The 16,606-nt window shown below is 71.7% G+C and carries 10 protein-coding genes; 7 read left to right on the top strand and 3 right to left on the bottom strand.

Features of this window, described 5'->3' with window-relative positions; all coding sequences use genetic code 11:
- Nucleotides 1-97 precede the first annotated feature (97 nt).
- The 6 genes from VMS22_17235 to uvrA all read left to right on the top strand — a co-directional run bounded on the left by VMS22_17235 (nt 98) and on the right by uvrA (nt 10,009).
- Nucleotides 98-568 carry a PTS sugar transporter subunit IIA gene (locus VMS22_17235; GenBank protein ID HXJ35777.1) on the top strand — a complete coding sequence of 157 codons (471 nt, stop codon included), beginning with the start codon at nt 98-100 and terminating at the stop codon, nt 566-568.
- Complete coding sequence (locus VMS22_17230) at nt 565-1,011, top strand: DUF4912 domain-containing protein (GenBank protein HXJ35776.1); 447 nt, start codon at nt 565-567, stop codon at nt 1,009-1,011. The genes VMS22_17235 and VMS22_17230 overlap by 4 nt, the downstream gene beginning before the upstream one ends.
- A 3-nt stretch (nt 1,012-1,014) precedes the next feature.
- On the top strand, nt 1,015-2,610 hold the full coding sequence (locus VMS22_17225) for a 1,4-alpha-glucan branching protein domain-containing protein (GenBank protein HXJ35775.1): 1,596 nt from the start codon (nt 1,015-1,017) through the stop codon (nt 2,608-2,610).
- Nucleotides 2,611-2,615: 5 nt separating this feature from the next.
- Nucleotides 2,616-3,170, top strand: a complete 555-nt coding sequence (locus VMS22_17220) for a hypothetical protein (GenBank protein ID HXJ35774.1) — start codon at nt 2,616-2,618, stop codon at nt 3,168-3,170.
- A gap of 115 nt (nt 3,171-3,285) precedes the next feature.
- Entirely contained in the window at nt 3,286-4,347 is a 1,062-nt protein-coding gene (locus VMS22_17215) for a hypothetical protein (GenBank protein HXJ35773.1), read from the top strand.
- A 97-nt stretch (nt 4,348-4,444) separates the two neighbouring features.
- Complete coding sequence (gene uvrA, locus VMS22_17210; protein ID HXJ35772.1) at nt 4,445-10,009, top strand: excinuclease ABC subunit UvrA; 5,565 nt, start codon at nt 4,445-4,447, stop codon at nt 10,007-10,009.
- A 4-nt stretch (nt 10,010-10,013) separates the two neighbouring features.
- On the opposite strand, the gene VMS22_17205 is transcribed toward uvrA, so the two are convergent.
- Genes VMS22_17205 through VMS22_17195 form a run of 3 tightly spaced genes read right to left on the bottom strand, consistent with a single transcriptional unit; the run spans nt 10,014 to nt 14,231 of the window.
- Nucleotides 10,014-11,609 (bottom strand): carboxyl transferase domain-containing protein, encoded by a 1,596-nt coding sequence (locus VMS22_17205; protein ID HXJ35771.1) that lies wholly within the window; start codon nt 11,607-11,609, stop codon nt 10,014-10,016.
- Complete coding sequence (locus VMS22_17200) at nt 11,606-12,376, bottom strand: enoyl-CoA hydratase-related protein (GenBank protein ID HXJ35770.1); 771 nt, start codon at nt 12,374-12,376, stop codon at nt 11,606-11,608. Before VMS22_17200 ends, VMS22_17205 begins: the two co-directional genes overlap by 4 nt.
- 1 nt (nt 12,377) lies before the next feature.
- Nucleotides 12,378-14,231: an acyclic terpene utilization AtuA family protein gene (locus VMS22_17195; protein HXJ35769.1), complete on the bottom strand. Its 1,854-nt coding sequence runs from the start codon at nt 14,229-14,231 to the stop codon at nt 12,378-12,380.
- Between the two features lie 139 nt (nt 14,232-14,370).
- Here VMS22_17195 and VMS22_17190 point away from each other — a divergent pair, with 139 nt between their 5' ends.
- Nucleotides 14,371-16,464: a hypothetical protein gene (locus tag VMS22_17190; protein HXJ35768.1), complete on the top strand. Its 2,094-nt coding sequence runs from the start codon at nt 14,371-14,373 to the stop codon at nt 16,462-16,464.
- The last annotated feature ends 142 nt before the right edge of the window (nt 16,465-16,606 follow it).

The raw sequence follows: 16,606 nt of genomic DNA, 5'->3' as shown, positions 1-16,606 counted from the left end.
GTCCTCGGGCGGCGGTCGATAGCAGATCGCGCCGAGCGATCCTAGCCGCTCGTTTTCGTTGTCATCGCGCGATGCGAACGGTAAGGTCACGCCGCCGATGCCGTTCGTGAGCCAGCTGCGCGCCGATCACATCGCGGTCAATCCGCCCTGGCGCACGTTCGGCGACGCGGTCGACGGGCTGCTGCAGAAGCTCGTCGACGCCGGCAGCCTCACCGCCGCCGAGCGCAAGGACGCCGCGAGCGCCATCCGTGCGCGTGAAGCCGAGGCCTCCACCGCGGTGCTCGAAACCGGCGTGGGAGTCCCGCACGCCCGCATCGCCGCGCTCTCTGCGCCCGTCGTCGCCCTCGCCATCGCGACGGCCGGGCTCTACGAGGCCGCACCGACCGTACCGATCCGCATCGTCGCCCTCGTGCTGTCGCCGGTGACGTCGCTCGAGGAGCACCTCCGCACGCTCGCCGACATCGCCACGCTGCTGCGCTCGAGCGAGCTGCGGGCCGCCCTGCTCCGCTCGTCCGATGCGCCGGCCGCGCTCGCGATCCTCATGCAGTACGCGCGAGGTCTCCCGTGAGCGACCGAGCGCTCCTGCTGGCGCGCGATCCCTGGCATCTGTTCGCGGCCTGGGACGTCGAACCCGCGACGCGCCTGCGCGCCCTGCGCTCGCTCGGCCGGCGCGCCGTCGCCGCCCTGGCCGCGGTGCGACTCGTGCGCGACGACGGTCCGCAACCACCGATCGATCTGCCGCCGGGGGCGGGCGAGCGCGTACTCGACGCAGTTCCGGGGCGGAGCCACGTCCTCGAGGTCGGCCTCCGCCTGCGCGACGGGAGCTTCGTCGCCCTGGTGCGCTCGCCGCCGGCGTCGACGCCGCCGGCGACCGTCTCGCCCGACACCACCGTCACCTGGGTGCACGCCGCCGCACCGACGACCCCGATCGACGTCCGATGGTCCGGCAGGCGCGTTCGGCGGGTGCGCCTCGTTCCGCGCGGCGGTCCGTCGAGCCACGTCCACACCTGAGCCATGACGCGCGCGGCGGTGGCGTTCGTCCTGCACGCGCACCTCCCCGATCTGCGCGACGCGACCGCAGAAGGCTCGCTCGAGGAGCGCTGGCTCTTCGAAGCCCTGACCGACACCTACGTTCCGCTCGCCGACCTCCTGGGGGATCTCGCCCGCGACGCCGTCCCGGCCGCGTTCGCCCTCTCCCTCAGCCCGACGCTCCTCGCGATGCTGGAGGATCCCAGCCTGCGGGAACGCTATCGCCGCCACCTGGGCGCTCTCGTGCAGGTCGCCGATCGCGAAGTCGCGCGCAGGCGGCACGATCCGGCCCTCGGCCCCCTCGCGGCACGCCACCGGGCGCGCTTCGCGCGCACCGCCGATCGCTACTTCGACGCGTACGGCGCCGATCTCGCGGCCGTGTTTCGCGCCCACGCGGCGGCTGGTCGCCTGGAGCTGCTCACCACCAGCGCGACGCACGCCATCCTTCCCCTGCTGCAGGCGTCGCCCGTGTGGCTCCGGGCGCAGATCGCCATCGCGATCGCCGAGCACCGCCGCCGCTTCGGCGAGCCTCCGGCCGGATTCTGGCTCCCGGAGTGCGCCTGGGATCCGGCGCTCGACGGCGAGCTGCGACGAGCGGGCATCCGCTGGGTCGTGCTCGACACGCACGGGATCGCGCTCGCCACCCCCGCCCCCGTCTTCGGGCCCTGGGCGCCGATCGCCTCCCCCGACGGAGTGATCGCCTTCGGTCGCGACCCCGAGACGGCGCGACAGGTGTGGAGTCGTGAGGGGTTCCCCGGCGACCCGTGGTACCGCGAGTACCACCGCGACCTCGGCTACGACGAGCCGGCGACCCTCGAGCCCTTCCTTTCGCTGCCGCCGGGCGGCGGACCTTCGGGCATCAAGTACTTCCGCGTGACCGGCGGGACCGGGGCGAAGGCGATCTACGATCCCGACCGCGCGGCCGCGCGCGTGGCCGTCCACGCCCGGCAGTTCGTGGACGGCGTTGCTGAACGGGCGGGCGTGCTGCAGGCGACCATGGGACGACCTCCCGTATTCGTCTGCCCGTACGATGCCGAGCTCTTCGGCCACTGGTGGCACGAGGGGATCGACTGGCTCGGAGCCGTTCTCCGCCGCCTCGCCGAGCATCGTGCGCTCGAGGCCCGCACCCCGAGCCGCGAGCTGGCGACGAACCCCACCCTCCAGCGCGCACAGCCGGCGGCGTCGACTTGGGGCGAGGCGGGCCATCAGGCCGTGTGGATGGCCGCCGAAACTTCGTGGATCCACCTCCAGTTGTCCGAGCTCGGCGAGCGCGTGGCGAAGCTCTGCCGTGGCGCCGCCCCCGCGTCGGACGGAGCGCGGTCGGCCGCCGAGCACCTCCTGCTCGCACAATCGAGCGACTGGCCGTTCATGGTGTCCCGAAACACCGCCGCGGCGTACGGTCGCCATCGCCTCGCCGTGCACCTCGGCGCCTGCCGTCGCCTGTGCGACGCGCTCGAGCGGAGCCTCGCGCCCGATCCCGCCGACCTCCGACCCGCGCCGCTCTTTGCGACGCTCGATCTCCCGCGCCTCGGCGACGGTGCACCCTTGTCACAGCGTCGTGCGGATGGATACAACCCCTGACGTCGATGGCCACGCTCGAGACGTTCGTAGGCGCTGCGTTTCTGCTCCCGCTCGCGGTCGTGATCGTCGGCGGACTGCTCGTCCTCCTGCTCCACCCGTTGCTGCCGCCGGCGTTGAGCGCGCTCGAGCGCGCGCGCTTCGCCCGCGTCCTCGCGCGCGCGGCGCGGGCGGACAGCCATTTGAAGGCCGGCCGCATCGATCCCGCCCTGCGCGACATCGAGCAGGCGTTCTTCCTGTCCACGCTGCGCGCCGACGCGCGGCTCGCCGATCAGGTCGTCGCGCATCACACGGGCCTGTTGTCGCGCATCCTCACGGTGATCGACGGCCTGCCACATGGGCGCGTCCGTCTGTTGTCGCTCGCGAAGGTCGACCGCATCCTCGAACGCCGCGGCGAGCTGCAGCGCGCGCTGCTCCAGCTCCGCAACCGTTCCTTCCGCGACGGGCGCCGCATCCAGCTCGAGCGCGAGCTGCGGCGCAACGCGGGCGATTTGCGCGCCGCCGTCCGCGAGCTGGTGGCCGACGTGCAGCTCCTCGCGACCCGCCGCGTGGCTGTCCAGTAACCAGCCTGCTACTCCTTCCCCCCCTTCGAAATGTATCTTGCAATTCGACGCCGGGGAGCGTAGACCGCCCAGCAGTTCGCATCATCCTGAAACACCCGGAGGGGAGGGAGCGAGGATGGCTGAAGGGGTACTCGGGCTGATCGTCACCGGCGGGGAGAGCTCTCCGCTGGCAGGGTTGGGGGTTGCGGGGGCGCGGGCCCTCACGCCGTTCGCCGCCCAGTACCGGCTCCTCGACTTCGCGCTGGCCACGACGGCCAACTCGGGAATCCGGCAGGTGTCCCTGGCGTCGATCCCGGACACCGGCGCCAGCCACTTCCCGCGCGTGCTCGCGGCCTGCCAGCGGGCGGCCGTCACCTTCGAGCCCGAGTGGGTGGTCGTGCTGGCGGCCGATCACATCCTGCAGGTCGATCTCCGACCGCTCCTGCAGGCGCAGCACTATCTCGACGCCGACGTGGCGTTGCTCGCACTGGCCCTGCGCCCGGACGAGCGCGCCACCCACCCCGTCGTCACGACCGCGGACGGGACCGAGCTGTCCTGGGGCGGTGATTTCGTCGTGCGGGCCTCCGTCCTCCCGCGGCTCCTGCGCGCCTTCGAGCGGCCCGGCTCTGGCAACGGGCGCACGGTCGCGACCCTGGGGGAGGCCGTCCACCTCCTCGTCTACGACGCTGCGCTGGGGACCGGGTCGGGCCCGAGGCTCTACTGGCACGAGCCGTCGACCCTCGAAACCTACTACGCCTCCCAGATGGAGCTCTGCACACCCGAGCCCGCGCTCGACCTCTACGACGCGCGCTGGCCCATCCGCTCCGTGACCAGCGGCCTGCCGCCGGCGAAGGTCAGCTCCGACTCCGCGTGCGGACACATGGGACAGGCCGTGAACTCGCTGCTGGCCGACGGCTGCGTCATTCGCGGCGGCGCCGTCATCCGCAGCGTCGTCGGGCCGAGCTGCATCGTCGAGGCCGGGGCCGAGATCGAGGACTCCGTCCTGCTCGACGGCTGCCGGATCGGGCGGGGCGCCCAGGTACGCCGGGCCATCATCGGCCCCGGGGTGGTCGTCGCCGAGAGCGAGGAGGTCGGCTACGACGAGCCGCTGCGCCCGCACGCCCTCCGGCTGCCGAGTGGCCTGACCCTGCTACCGTCTCCCGGCACGAGTCCGGCACTCGCCGTCTCCGCTCACTGACGGATCGCATCGATGCTGGGCCGCGTCGGGCCGGCATCCTTGGGCCGGCGTCCTCTTTCCTAGCCTCGGGCGGCGCTGTAGTTCTGGGCGCTCGCCCATGGCCGAGCCCGCCTCCATCCGTATCGTCGGGGCCCGCGAGCACAACCTCAAAGGCTTCGACGTCGAGATCCCGACCGGTCAACTGACGGTCGTGACGGGCGTCTCCGGCTCCGGCAAGTCCTCGCTCGCCTTCGACATCCTGTACGCCGAGGGACAGCGCCGCTACGTCGAGAGCTTCTCGACCTACGCCCGCCAGTTCCTGGATCGCATGGACCGGCCGAACGTCGAGCGCATCGAGGGCATCCTGCCGGCGATCGCCATCGACCAGAGCCGGCCCGTCAAGACGTCGCGGTCGAGCGTCGGGACCATGACCGAGCTGCACGACTTCCTGAAGCTGCTGTTCGCCAAGCTCGGCGTTCCCCACTGCCGCTCGTGTGGGAAGGTGATCCGGCGCGATTCGGCGGAGACGGCGGCCGACGACCTGCTCGCGGCGCACCCCGGGGCGCGCGCCATCGTCGCCTTCGAGATCACGCTTCCCGAGAACCTCCCCTGGCCCGACGTCCGCGCCGGCCTCCTCGGCGCCGGCTTCGTCCGCGCGCTCGACGCGGTGGCCGCCACGGTCGATCTCGAGGGTGCGGCTGCGCCCCCGACCAGCCCGCGCCTGACGGTCGTGCAGGACCGGCTGGCCTTGCGGCCGGGCGAGCGTGCGCGCCTCGTCGACTCGCTCGAGCAGGCCTTCGAGCACGGTCGCGGGCGCCTTGCCGTGGTGCTGCCGGACGGCGGCGTCACCGAGCACTTCTCCACCAGCCTCGAGTGCGCGGCGTGCGGTTTCAAGGTCCGCGACCCGGTCCCGAATCTCTTTTCCTTCAACAGCCCCCTCGGAGCGTGCGAGGCGTGCCGCGGCTTCGGGCGCGTCATCGACCTCGATCTCGATCTGGTCGTGCCCGATCCCCAGAAGTCCATCGCCGAGGGCGCCATCAAGCCCTGGACCACGAAGACGACGTCGTGGGAGCGCGGCGAGCTCCTGAAGATCTGCAAGCGAGCCGGCATTCCGACCGATCAGTCGTGGGCGTCGCTCACCGACGAGCAGCGCCGCCTCATCTTCGAGGGCGACGGGCAGAGCAAGCTCCCCGGCATCCGGGGCTGGTTCAAGTGGCTCGAGGGCCGGACCTACAAGATGCACGTGCGCGTGTTCCTGGCGCGTTATCGGAGTTACACCGAGTGCGTCGCCTGCGGCGGATCACGCGTGCGTCCGGAAGCGCTCGACTTCCGCGTGGACGGTCGCACGATCGCCGACGTGAACCGCATGCCGATCTCCGAGGCACGGCGGTTCTTCGACGATCTGCCGCTGCCGGAGGGACAAGACCAAGCGGTCGCGGAGCTGATCCTCGCCGAGGTGCAGAGCCGGCTGCGCTACCTGGTCGAGGTCGGGCTCGAGTACCTCACCCTCGACCGCCAGTCGCGGACGCTCTCGGGCGGCGAGCTCGAGCGCGTCGACCTCACGACCGCCGTCGGCTCCTCGCTGGTGAACACGCTCTACGTGCTCGACGAGCCGTCGATCGGCCTTCACCCGCGCGACACCGATCGCCTGATCCGCCTGCTGCACCGCCTGCGCGATCAGGGCAACACGGTCGTCGTCGTGGAGCACGACCCGGCCATCATCCGTGCCGCCGATCACGTGATCGACATCGGGCCGGGTGCCGGCGAGCGCGGCGGCCAGGTCCTGTTCACCGGCGCGCCGCACCAGCTCCGCAAGGCGCGCGGCTCGGCGACCGCCGACTTCCTGACCGGGCGCCGCCGCATCCCCGTACCGATGAAGCGCCGGCGCCCGGTGCCCGGGCTGTCGCTCGTCGTGCGCGGCGCGGCCGCCCACAACCTGCGACAGATCGACATCGAGATCCCGCTCGCCTGCTTCGTGGCGGTGACCGGCGTTTCGGGCTCGGGCAAGTCGACGCTGATCGAGGAGGTCCTCTACCGCAACCTCCAGAAGCGCCTCGGCCAGCGCGCCGGCATTCCCGGCGCGTGCCGCACGATCGAGGGCGCCGAGCGGGTCGTCGAGGCGATCCTCGTCGACCAGAGCCAGATCGGGTCGACGCCGCGCGCGAACGCCGCCACGTACCTGCGAGCCTGGGCCGGCATCCGCGACGCGTTCGCCGGCACCGACATGGCGAAGCTGCGCGGGTACACTGCCGCCACCTTCTCGTTCAACGTCGCGGGCGGGCGCTGCGAGACGTGCAGCGGCGAGGGCTTCGAACGCATCGAGATGCAGTTCCTCTCGGACGTCTACGTCCCGTGCGCGGAGTGCGGCGGCGCGCGCTTCAACGCCGAGGTGCTCGAGGTCCGCTATCGCGGTCGCAACGTGAGCGACGTGCTCGCCCTCACCGTCGCCGAGGCGGTCGACTTCTTCGCCGACCTGCCGGACGTGGCCGACCGTCTGCGCCCGCTCGCGGAGGTCGGCCTCGACTACCTGCGCCTCGGCCAGCCGCTGTCGACGCTTTCGGGCGGCGAGGCGCAACGCATCAAGCTCGCCGCCCATCTCGGGCACGAGGGACGGGCGCACACCCTCCTCATCTTCGACGAGCCCACGACGGGGCTCCACCTGGCCGACGTCGAGAAGCTCCTCGGGTGCTTCGCGCGCCTGGTCGATCGCGGGCATTCGCTCGTCGTCATCGAGCACAACCTCGAGGTCGTGAAGTGCGCCGACTGGGTGATCGACCTCGGCCCCGAGGGCGGCGTCGCCGGCGGCCGTCTGGTCGCGGCGGGCTCGCCCGAGCAGATCGCCGCCACGCCGGGATCGCATACCGCGCCGTACCTGCGCGAAGCCCTCGACGGCGCCACCACGGTCGCGGACCGCGAGAGCCCGCCGGCGCGTGTCGCGCCGGCGAACGACGTGATCCGGATCCTGGGCGCACGCGAGCACAACCTCCGCAACGTCTCGCTCGACCTGCCGCGCGATCGGTTCATCGTCTTCACCGGCCTCTCCGGCTCGGGAAAGTCCTCGCTCGCCTTCGACGTGCTCTACGCCGAGGGACAGCGACGCTACATCGACAGCCTCTCGACCTATGCGCGGCAGTTCCTGCCCATCATGGCGAAGCCCGACATCGACGTGCTCCAGGGCTTGCCGCCGACGGTCGCGATCGAGCAGCGACTGTCGCGCGGCGGCCGCACGTCGACCGTCGCGACCGTGACCGAGGTCGCGCACTACCTGCGTCTTCTCTTCTCGAAGCTCGGGGTCCAGCACTGCCCGACCTGCGGCGATCCGATCCGGCCGCAGACCCGGCGACAGATCGTCCAGCGCCTGCGCAAGGAGTTCGGTGGCGAGAAGGTGACCCTGCTCGCGCCGGTGGTCCGCGGGCGCAAGGGCTACCACAAGGAAGTCCTGGCCGCGGCCCGCAAGCTGAAGCTGCGCGAGGCCCGCATCGACGGGAAGCGCCTGGCGGTCGCCGACGTGCCACTGCTCGATCGCTACAAGGAGCACGACGTCGACCTGGTGGTGGCGACACTGCCAGGGACGAGCCCCGCGCTCGAGGACGAGCTGGCGCGCGCCCTGCGCCTCGGCACGGGATCGGTGGCCGTCCTGGCCGACGACCAGGAGCGTCTCTACTCGGAGCGACTCTTCTGCGCCCGCTGCGGCATCGGCTTCGCACCGCTCGACCCTCGTCTCTTCTCCTTCAACAGCCGCCAGGGCGCCTGCCCCGCCTGCGTCGGCGCGGGGTTCCGCGTCGAGCCCGACCCGACGACACTCCTCGATCCGACCCGTTCCCTCGAGGACGGCGCCGCCCTGCCCCTCGAGCTGGACGGACAGGAGGCCAACAAGAAGCGCTTCCTCCGGCAGATGGCGGCGGCCGGCGTGAAGCTCGATCGCCCCGTCGGCAAGCTGCCGGCCAAGCAGCGCACCCTCCTCCTCGACGGCGACGCGAAGCGCGCGGGCCTTCTCGCGATCGTGCGCGAGGTGATGGACGAGGGCACGAGCGAGGAGATCGACGACTTCCTCGTCGAGCGACCGTGCGAGGCGTGCGAGGGGCGCCGCCTCAACCCGCGTGCCTGCGCGGTGAAGCTGCAGGGCCACGGCATTGCCGATCTGCTGGCGCTGCCGATCGCCGCCGCCGAGCAGGCGGTCGCCGCGTTCCGCTTCGCGGCCCGCGAGTCGTCGATCGCCGAGGGACCGATGCGCGAGATCATCCCGCGGCTGCGCTTCCTGCAACGGGTGGGGCTCGGTTACCTCCAGCTCGATCGCCGGGCCGATACGCTCTCCGGCGGCGAAGCCCAGCGCATCCGCCTCGCTGCGCAGCTCGGATCGAACCTTCGCGGCGTGTGTTACGTGCTCGACGAGCCCACGATCGGCCTCCATCCGCGCGACAACGAGATGCTGCTCGACGCGCTCGAGGACCTCCGCGCGCGCGGCAACACGGTGCTCGTGGTCGAGCACGACGAGGCCACCATCCGCCGCGCGGACCTGGTCGTCGATCTGGGGCCCGGCGCCGGCACGCACGGCGGGCGTATCGTCGCGGTGGCGCCGCCCGCCGCGCTCGCCGCGAACCCGGCGTCGGCGACGGGACGCTACCTCGCGTCGCCGCGCGCCCGCACGACCACCCCGCGCCCGCTCGAAGCGCGCAAGTGGCTGACGGTGCGCGGCGCGACGGAGCACAATCTCAAAGGCGGCGACGTGCGCATCCCCCTCGGCGCCTGGACCTGCGTCACCGGCGTCTCGGGCTCGGGCAAGTCGACGCTCGTGCGCGACGTCATGTACCGCGCCGTCCGCCGCGGGCTCGGCTTCCCGGTCGGCCGGGTCGGCGCGCACCTGGCGATCGCCGGCACGGAGCACCTCCTGCGTGCCGTCGAGGTCGATCAGAGCCCCATCGGTCGCACGCCACGCTCGACGCCGGCGTCCTACGTCGGGTTCTTCGACGACATCCGCCGCCTCTTCGCGCTCGTGCCCGACGCGCGCCTGCGCGGCTACACGGCGAGCCGCTTCTCGTTCAACGTCGCCGCGGGCCGCTGCGAGGCGTGCCAGGGCCAGGGTCGCGTCCGCATGGAGATGAGCTTCCTCCCCGACGTGTACGTCGGGTGCGACCTGTGCGGCGGGCGGCGCTTCACCGAGGAGACCCTCGCCGTTCGCTATGCCGGCCGCACGATCGCCGACGTGCTCGCCATGACGATCGAGGAGGCGACGGAATTCTTCGCGCCCCATCCGCCGATCGCACGTGCGCTCGCCGTGCTGCGCGACATCGGGCTCGGGTATCTGACGCTCGGGCAACCCTCGAACACGCTCTCGGGCGGCGAGGCCCAGCGCATCAAGCTCGCCTACGAGCTCGCCAAGGAGTCGCGCGGGCAGACGCTCTACGTCCTCGACGAGCCCACGACGGGGCTCCACTTCGCCGACACCGAGGCGCTCGTCAGCGTGCTGCATCGCCTGGTCGACCGGGGCAACACCATCGTCACCATCGAGCACAACCTCGACATCGTCCGCGAGGCCGACTGGATCGTGGACCTGGGACCCGAGGGCGGGGCCGGAGGCGGCGAGGTGGTGGCGTGCGGGCCGCCCGACGTGATCGCCGCCACCAAGGGCTCGCACACGGGGCGCTGTCTGCGCGAGTTCCTAGCCGCGTCGTCCGCGGCCTGACCCGTCACATCCGGAAGACGCCGTGCCGCGGCGGCCCGATCGGCACGCGGTGGACGACGGACAGGCAGAGCCCGAGGACGTCGCGCGTGTCGACGGGGTCGATGATGCCGTCGTCCCATAGGCGCGCGCTGCCGAAGTAGGCGCTCGACTCCTGGTCGTAGACGGCCAGGATCGGCGCCGTGAGCTGCGTCTCCTCCTCGGCCGTCATCGCCGGCGCGCCCTGGGCGCGAAGCTGGTCGCGCTTGACGGACAGCAGCGTCTGCGCCGCCTGCTCGCCTCCCATGACCGAGATACGCGCATTCGGCCACGAGAAGAGGAACCGCGGCGAGTACGAGCGGCCGCACATGGCGTAGTTCCCGGCCCCGTGCGACGCGCCGACGACGACCGTCAGCTTCGGCACCTGGGCGGTCGCGACCGCGTGCACCATCTTGGCGCCGTCCTTGGTGATGCCGCCCTGCTCGTAGCGCTTGCCGACCATGAACCCGGTGATGTTCTGCAGGAACAGCAGCGGCACGCGCCGCTGGCAGCACAGCTCGATGAAGTGCGTGGCCTTGAGCGCCGCCTCGGAGAACAGCACGCCGTTGTTGCCGAGGATGCCGACCTCGTAGCCGTGGATGCGCGCGAAGCCGGTGACGAGCGTCGTCCCGTAGAGGGGCTTGAACTCGTGGAACCAGCTTCCGTCCGCGAGCCGCGCGACGATCTCGCGCACATCGTACTGCTTGCGCGGATCCTTGGGGACGATGCCGTACAGGTCATCGGCGTCGTACGCGGGTGTCTCGACCGGGCCGGGAGCCTTCGCCGGCGTCTGCGCCGGCACGCGCGACATGGCCTCGCGCGCGAGGTCGAGGCCGTGCGCGTCGTCGCGCGCGAGGTGATCCGATACGCCCGAGATGCGCGTGTGGACCTCGCTGCCGCCCAGCTCCTCCGCCGTCACCTCCTCGCCCGTCGCCGCGCGCACCAGCGGCGGGCCGCCGAGGTAGATCGTTCCCTGGTTCTGGACGATGATGTTCTCGTCGCACATCGCGGGCACGTACGCGCCGCCCGCCGTCGACGGCCCGTGGACGACGGCGATCTGCGCGATCCCCGCGGCCGACATGACCGCCTCGTTGTAGAAGATGCGGCCGCCGGGCGTGAAGATCTCCGATTGCAGCGGCAGGAAGGCGCCGCCCGAGTCGACCAGATAGACGCACGGCAGGTGGTTCTCGAACGCGATCTGCTGCGCGCGGATCTGCTTCTGGACGGTCAGCGGATAGAGCGTGCCGCCCTTCACCGTCACGTCGTTGGCGAGGATCATCACCTGATGCCCGGCGACGGTGCCGATGCCGTTGATCATCCCGGCGGCGGGGACGGCCTCGCCATAGACGCCATCCGCGCAGAAGGGCATCAGCTCCAGGAACGGCGTGCCAGGGTCGAGCAGGCGCTCGATCCGCTCGCGCACGAGGAGCCGGCCGCGCTCCTTGTGACGCTGCCGTGCGCGCTCGGGCCCCATCTCCCGGATGCGTGCGAGGCGCTCGTGCAGGTCGCGCGCGATGGCGCGATGGTGTGCCGCGTTCTCCTCGAACTCGGCTCCCTTTTGGACGCGCGAGGCGAGGCGGCTCACGGGACCCAGCGCGCCCGGCGCTTCTCGAGGAAGGCGGCCATGCCCTCCTGCCCCTCGTCGCCCGCACGCAGCCCCGCGATCCACTCGGCCGTGAGATCGGCGATCCGGTCCGCCGGCGTCGCGTCGATGGCCCGCACGAGCTTCTTCGCTTCCGCGAGCGCGCCCGGTCCGCCAGCCACGAGATCGGCGCAGACCCTCGCGACCGCGGCGTCGAGGTCCTCGGCGGGAACCGCATGGTCGACGAGCCCCCAGGCTTCGGCCTGCTCCGCGTCGAACGTCTCGGCGGTGAGAAACAGGCGCCGGGCCCGCGACGATCCGACGCGTGCGATCACGAACGGCCCGATCATCGCCGGGATGATGCCGAGCCGCACCTCCGTGAAGGCGAAGGTCGCGGCGTTCGACGCGACCACGACGTCGGCCGCGGCCAGCAAACCCACGCCGCCGCCACGCGCCGCGCCGTGCACGCGCGCGACGACCGGCTTCGGCAGCTCGGCGAGCCCCGTGAACAAGCGCTGCGTGCGCTTGGCGTCGGCCACGTTGGCCTCGTGGCCCGCGCCGCGCATCGCCTTCATGTAGTTGAGGTCGGCGCCGGCGCTGAAGTGCTTGCCCGCCCCGGTGACGACGACGACACGCACCGCCGACTCCCCGGCGGCGAAGGCGAGCGCCTCCTCCATCCCGTCGATCAGCTCGGGCGCGAGGGCGTTGCCGACCTCGGGCCGGTTCAGCATCAGCGTCAGGACGCCGCGCTCGAGCTCTCGCGTGACCATGTCAGCCCTCTCCGTCTTCCGCCGTCGCGGCCAGCACGCCCTCCGGGACATCCAGCTCGAGGCCGAGAAGACCCTGTCCCAGCGTCTTCCCCTGGTGATCGACGCGCAACGAGAGCGTGCCGCCGCCGCCGAGCGCGTGGCGGAGGACAAAGTTGAACGCCCCCAGACCGGGCAGCTCGAAGCGCTCGACGTCGCCGCGGACGAGGTCCGCGAAGCGCTCGCGCACCTTCGAGGCCGGGAGCGCCTCGCGCAGGAACGCGAAGGCGGCGGGGGAGCGCGCCGCGACGCCGATGTTGGCGTGGTCGCCTTTGTCGCCGGAGCGGGTGAACGCGATCCGCCGCAGCGGCACGCGCCGGGTGGGGCCGCCGGCAACCGCTGCGATCGGCGGCGCTTTCCGCGCTCCGGCGTCCGGCCGCTTCTGGCTCGGCGCCACCGGCGCGAGCTCGCGGACGCTGCGCTCCTCGCCGCGCAGGATCTCGAGGCGCGGCGCGACCAGCTCGCGCGGCACGAGCGTCGGCCAGTACCCGTACGCCTCCTGCACGTCCGGACGTCCACCGAACACGCCGAGCCCCGGCGGACCCTGCAACGCGAATCCCATCATGGCGAGCGAGAAGCGCTCGATCTTCTTGCGATCGTGATCGCGCACGGCGACGCGCAGGATGCCCTCGTTCGGCTCGACGTCGGGCGCGCTCCTGCCCCAGCAGCTCCGGTAGCCGACGAGCTCGGCGCGCCGGTCCACGAAGTCGGTTCCGATCCGATGCCAGAGCATCTCGGCCATGCGCTCGGCCTTCGCGACCACGTCGGGCCCCGAGATGAGCGCGAGGCCCGTCGCGCGGAAGCCGTCCTTGTAGACGATGGTCACCTTCAGCTGGTCCGGCGACGGCCGGCCGTGCGCGCCGGTCACCGTCACGCGGTCGGTCCCGCTCGCCACCACCTCGAGCCCGCGGAAGTCCGTGACGACATCGGGGGTGAGGTAGGCGGCAGGATCGCCGATCTCGTACAGGAGCTGCTCGGTCACCGTCGAGCGCGACACGCGCCCGCCCGTGCCCGCGTGCTTGGTCACGGCGAAGCTCCCGTCCGCCGCCACCTCGGCGATCGGGTAGCCCACGTCCAGCGGCGGCACACCCTTCCAGTCGGTCACGTTGCCGCCCGTCGCCTGCGCGCCGCATTCGAGGACGTGGCCCGCGACGATGCCGGCAGCGAGCCGATCCCAGTCGTCCCACGCCCATCCGTGCTCGTGTACGAGCGGCCCCAGCGTGAGCGCCGCATCGGTGACGCGTCCGGTGACGACGATCTGCGCCCCCTCGCGCAAGGCCTCCGCGATCGGCCACGCGCCGAGGTAGGCATTCGCGGACACGACGCGATCGCGGATCGGTGCGAGCGGCCGCCCCTCGTCCATGTGCGCGAGCGTCACGCCGGCCGCGAGCAGCTCGTCCAGGCGCGGCATGAGGTCGTCGCCGTGGACGCTGGCGAGCGTCGGCGTGAGATGTCGCGTGCGGCACGCGGCGGCGATCCGCGCCGCGCATGCGGGAACGTTCACGCCGCCCGCGTTGGCCAGCACGCGCACGCCGCGCGACACGATCTCCGGCAGCACCGGCTCCAGCATGCGCACGAAGTCGTGGGCGTAGCCGAGCTCGGGATTGCGCTCGCGCTGGCGCTGCAAGATCACCATCGTGATCTCGGCCAGGAAATCGAGCGTGACGTAGTCGATCTCCCCGCCGCGCACCTGCCTCGCCAAGGCTTCCGGGTCGTCTCCCCAGTACCCACTTGCGTTGGCAATGCGCACGGCGCTTCGCACGTCGCGAAGACTACGTCGGCGCGCCCGGCAACCGCAAACGGACGCCGTCGCCGCCATTCGTACGGTGAAAAGAACTTGCGCCCGCGCAGTCATGCATGGTACCCGCGTTGATGCCTGTTCACGGCATGCTCCACCCCTCACCACACGAGGATTTCCGGGGCATGTCCGTTGCTCATCCCGACAATCGGAGCTCTGCGTGTCCGGAGAGAAAGGGAACTCGAACATCCGCGCCGGCGGTGGTCTGCGCCGCGCGGGTCTCGCGCTGCTCGCGTCGACGGTCTTCCCCGTCGCGACGGCTGTCGCCCAGCCGAACACGCACCTCGCGCCCTACGTCCTCTTCGCGCAGGACTCGATCCGCATCCGCTCCGCGCTGATCAAGGACGGCGACGTCGGCGTCAACGACGGCCTCCTCTACACGCGCGGCGCCGTCGCCGCGGCCCAGTCCGACTTCGTCGGCGCCGCGACCCACCTCGACTCGACGACCGACTGCGAGGACCTGTTCACCAACGTGCTCGTCGGCGGTGCATCGAGCTGCCCGCAGGCGAGCGGTTCGGTGCCGCGTCCGGTGGTCGCGAACGTTCCGCAGGCGTGCGGCTTCCCCTCGCCCTTCCCCGCCTGCGATCCGTCCAGGCCGGTCCTCGTCGACCACAACCAGACGATCGACCTGCCCCTCGGACCCAACGGCGCGCCCGGCATCTACGGCGACCTCGTCGTCCAGGGCGGCGGCTCCGGCCCGGCCGTCCTGAAGCTCGCCCCGGGTGAGTATCACTTCTGCAGCGTCCGCGTCGGACGCAACGGAAGCGTCCTCTTCCGCGGCCCCACGACCGTCGACGTCACCGGCCAGGTCCGCATGAGCAACGCGACCGACATCGGTCCCGACGCGAGCCTCGGCGCCGCGGCGCCGCCGGCGGGCGCCGTCAAGTGGTACGTGCAGGGCCCACAGGTCCGCTACTCGCGCAAGGGCAACGTCGGCGCGTACGTCTGCGCGCCGACCGCCAAGATGTCGATCGGCAGCAGCGTCGTGCTGAAGGGCCAGTACGTCGCGCGATCGATCCGCTTGAAGCGCTCGAGCGTGACGTACACCGTGCCGGTCCCCGGCGTCTGCGGCGACACCGTCATCAGCCCCGGCGAGCAGTGCGAGAAGAACGCCGACTGCGGCGCGGGCGTGTGCGTCGACTGCTCGTGCCAGAGCGCCACCACCACCACGACCACCGCGTCGTCCAGCACGACCACCACCACCGTGCCAACCGAATGCGACGACGACGCCGACTGCAACCACGGCTCGGTCGACGGCGCCTTCGTGTGCGAGGATGGCCACTGCGTCCCGGCCTGCGACGAGGACTCCGACTGCAACCAGGGATCGCCGCAGGGCGCCTTCGTGTGCGACGACGGCCATTGCGTCCCCCCGTGCGACGAAGACGCCGACTGCAACCAGGACTCCACCAGCGGAGCCTTCGTGTGCGCCGACGGCCACTGCGTGCCCGGCGGCTCCAGCACCACCAGCACGACCACCACGTCCACGACGACGACCTCGAGCCACAGCTCGACGACGTCGACCAATACGACGACGACCTCCACCTCGCTCGCCGGATGCCGGTCCGACGACGACTGCCCGGTCGGCCGCTGCGTCGATGGCGTCTGCACGCCGGAGTGCGAGGACAACGCCGACTGCAACGTGGGATCGCCGACCGGCGCGCTCGTGTGCGTCGACGGACGCTGCCAGGGCGGCGAGGTGTGCGACGACTGCACCGACAACGACGGTGACGGGCTGGTCGACTTCGAAGACCCCGATTGCTGCGGCCAGGCCGCCGGCGTGCGCTTCGAGATGCAGCCCAAGAGAGGACGCTTCCGTCAGGTCGCGCCCCAGGTGGCACGTTTCCTGTTGAAGGGCGCGCTCGCGCGCAGCGGGCTCGGCACGATGATCGATCCGCCGAGCCAGCAGGTCACCGTCCAGATCCGCAACCAGAACGGCGAGGTGCTGTGCGCCCGCATCCCGGCCGGCAAGTTCCGCCCGACGAAGAAAGGCTTCCGCTACGCCCGCAAGAAGAGCCCGCTCCCGGTCGAGCTCGGGCGGAACCTCGACGGCGTGCGCGTGAAGGTCCTGAAGAGCGGCCAGGTGCGCTTCCGCGTGAAGAGCAAGAAGGCGCAGCTCACGACTCCTGCCGAGGGCACGCTGGAGGTCACCGTCGGGTTCCTCAGGTCGACGGGCAAGGCGAGCCAGAACGTGTGCTCGCACGGCGCGCGTCTCTTCCGCGGCGGCAAGAAGGGCGGCGCGCTCCGCTATCCGTGATCCGAGCCAAGACTACGTCTTGGCTCGGGGGAGGACGCGGGAGTGTGGCGTCCGTGGCACGCGCGACCCGCATGTCGCGGCCAGCAAAGCTGGCGCGACAAAGCTGGGTACGCGGGGTGCACCGACGCCCGGCAACTCGTCG

It is taken from the genome of Candidatus Eisenbacteria bacterium, assembly GCA_035577985.1.
Classification (GTDB): domain Bacteria; phylum Desulfobacterota; class Binatia; order DP-6; family DP-6; genus DATJZY01.
Note: the sequence above shows the minus strand (reverse complement) of the source record. Positions and strands in the feature narration are given on the sequence as shown.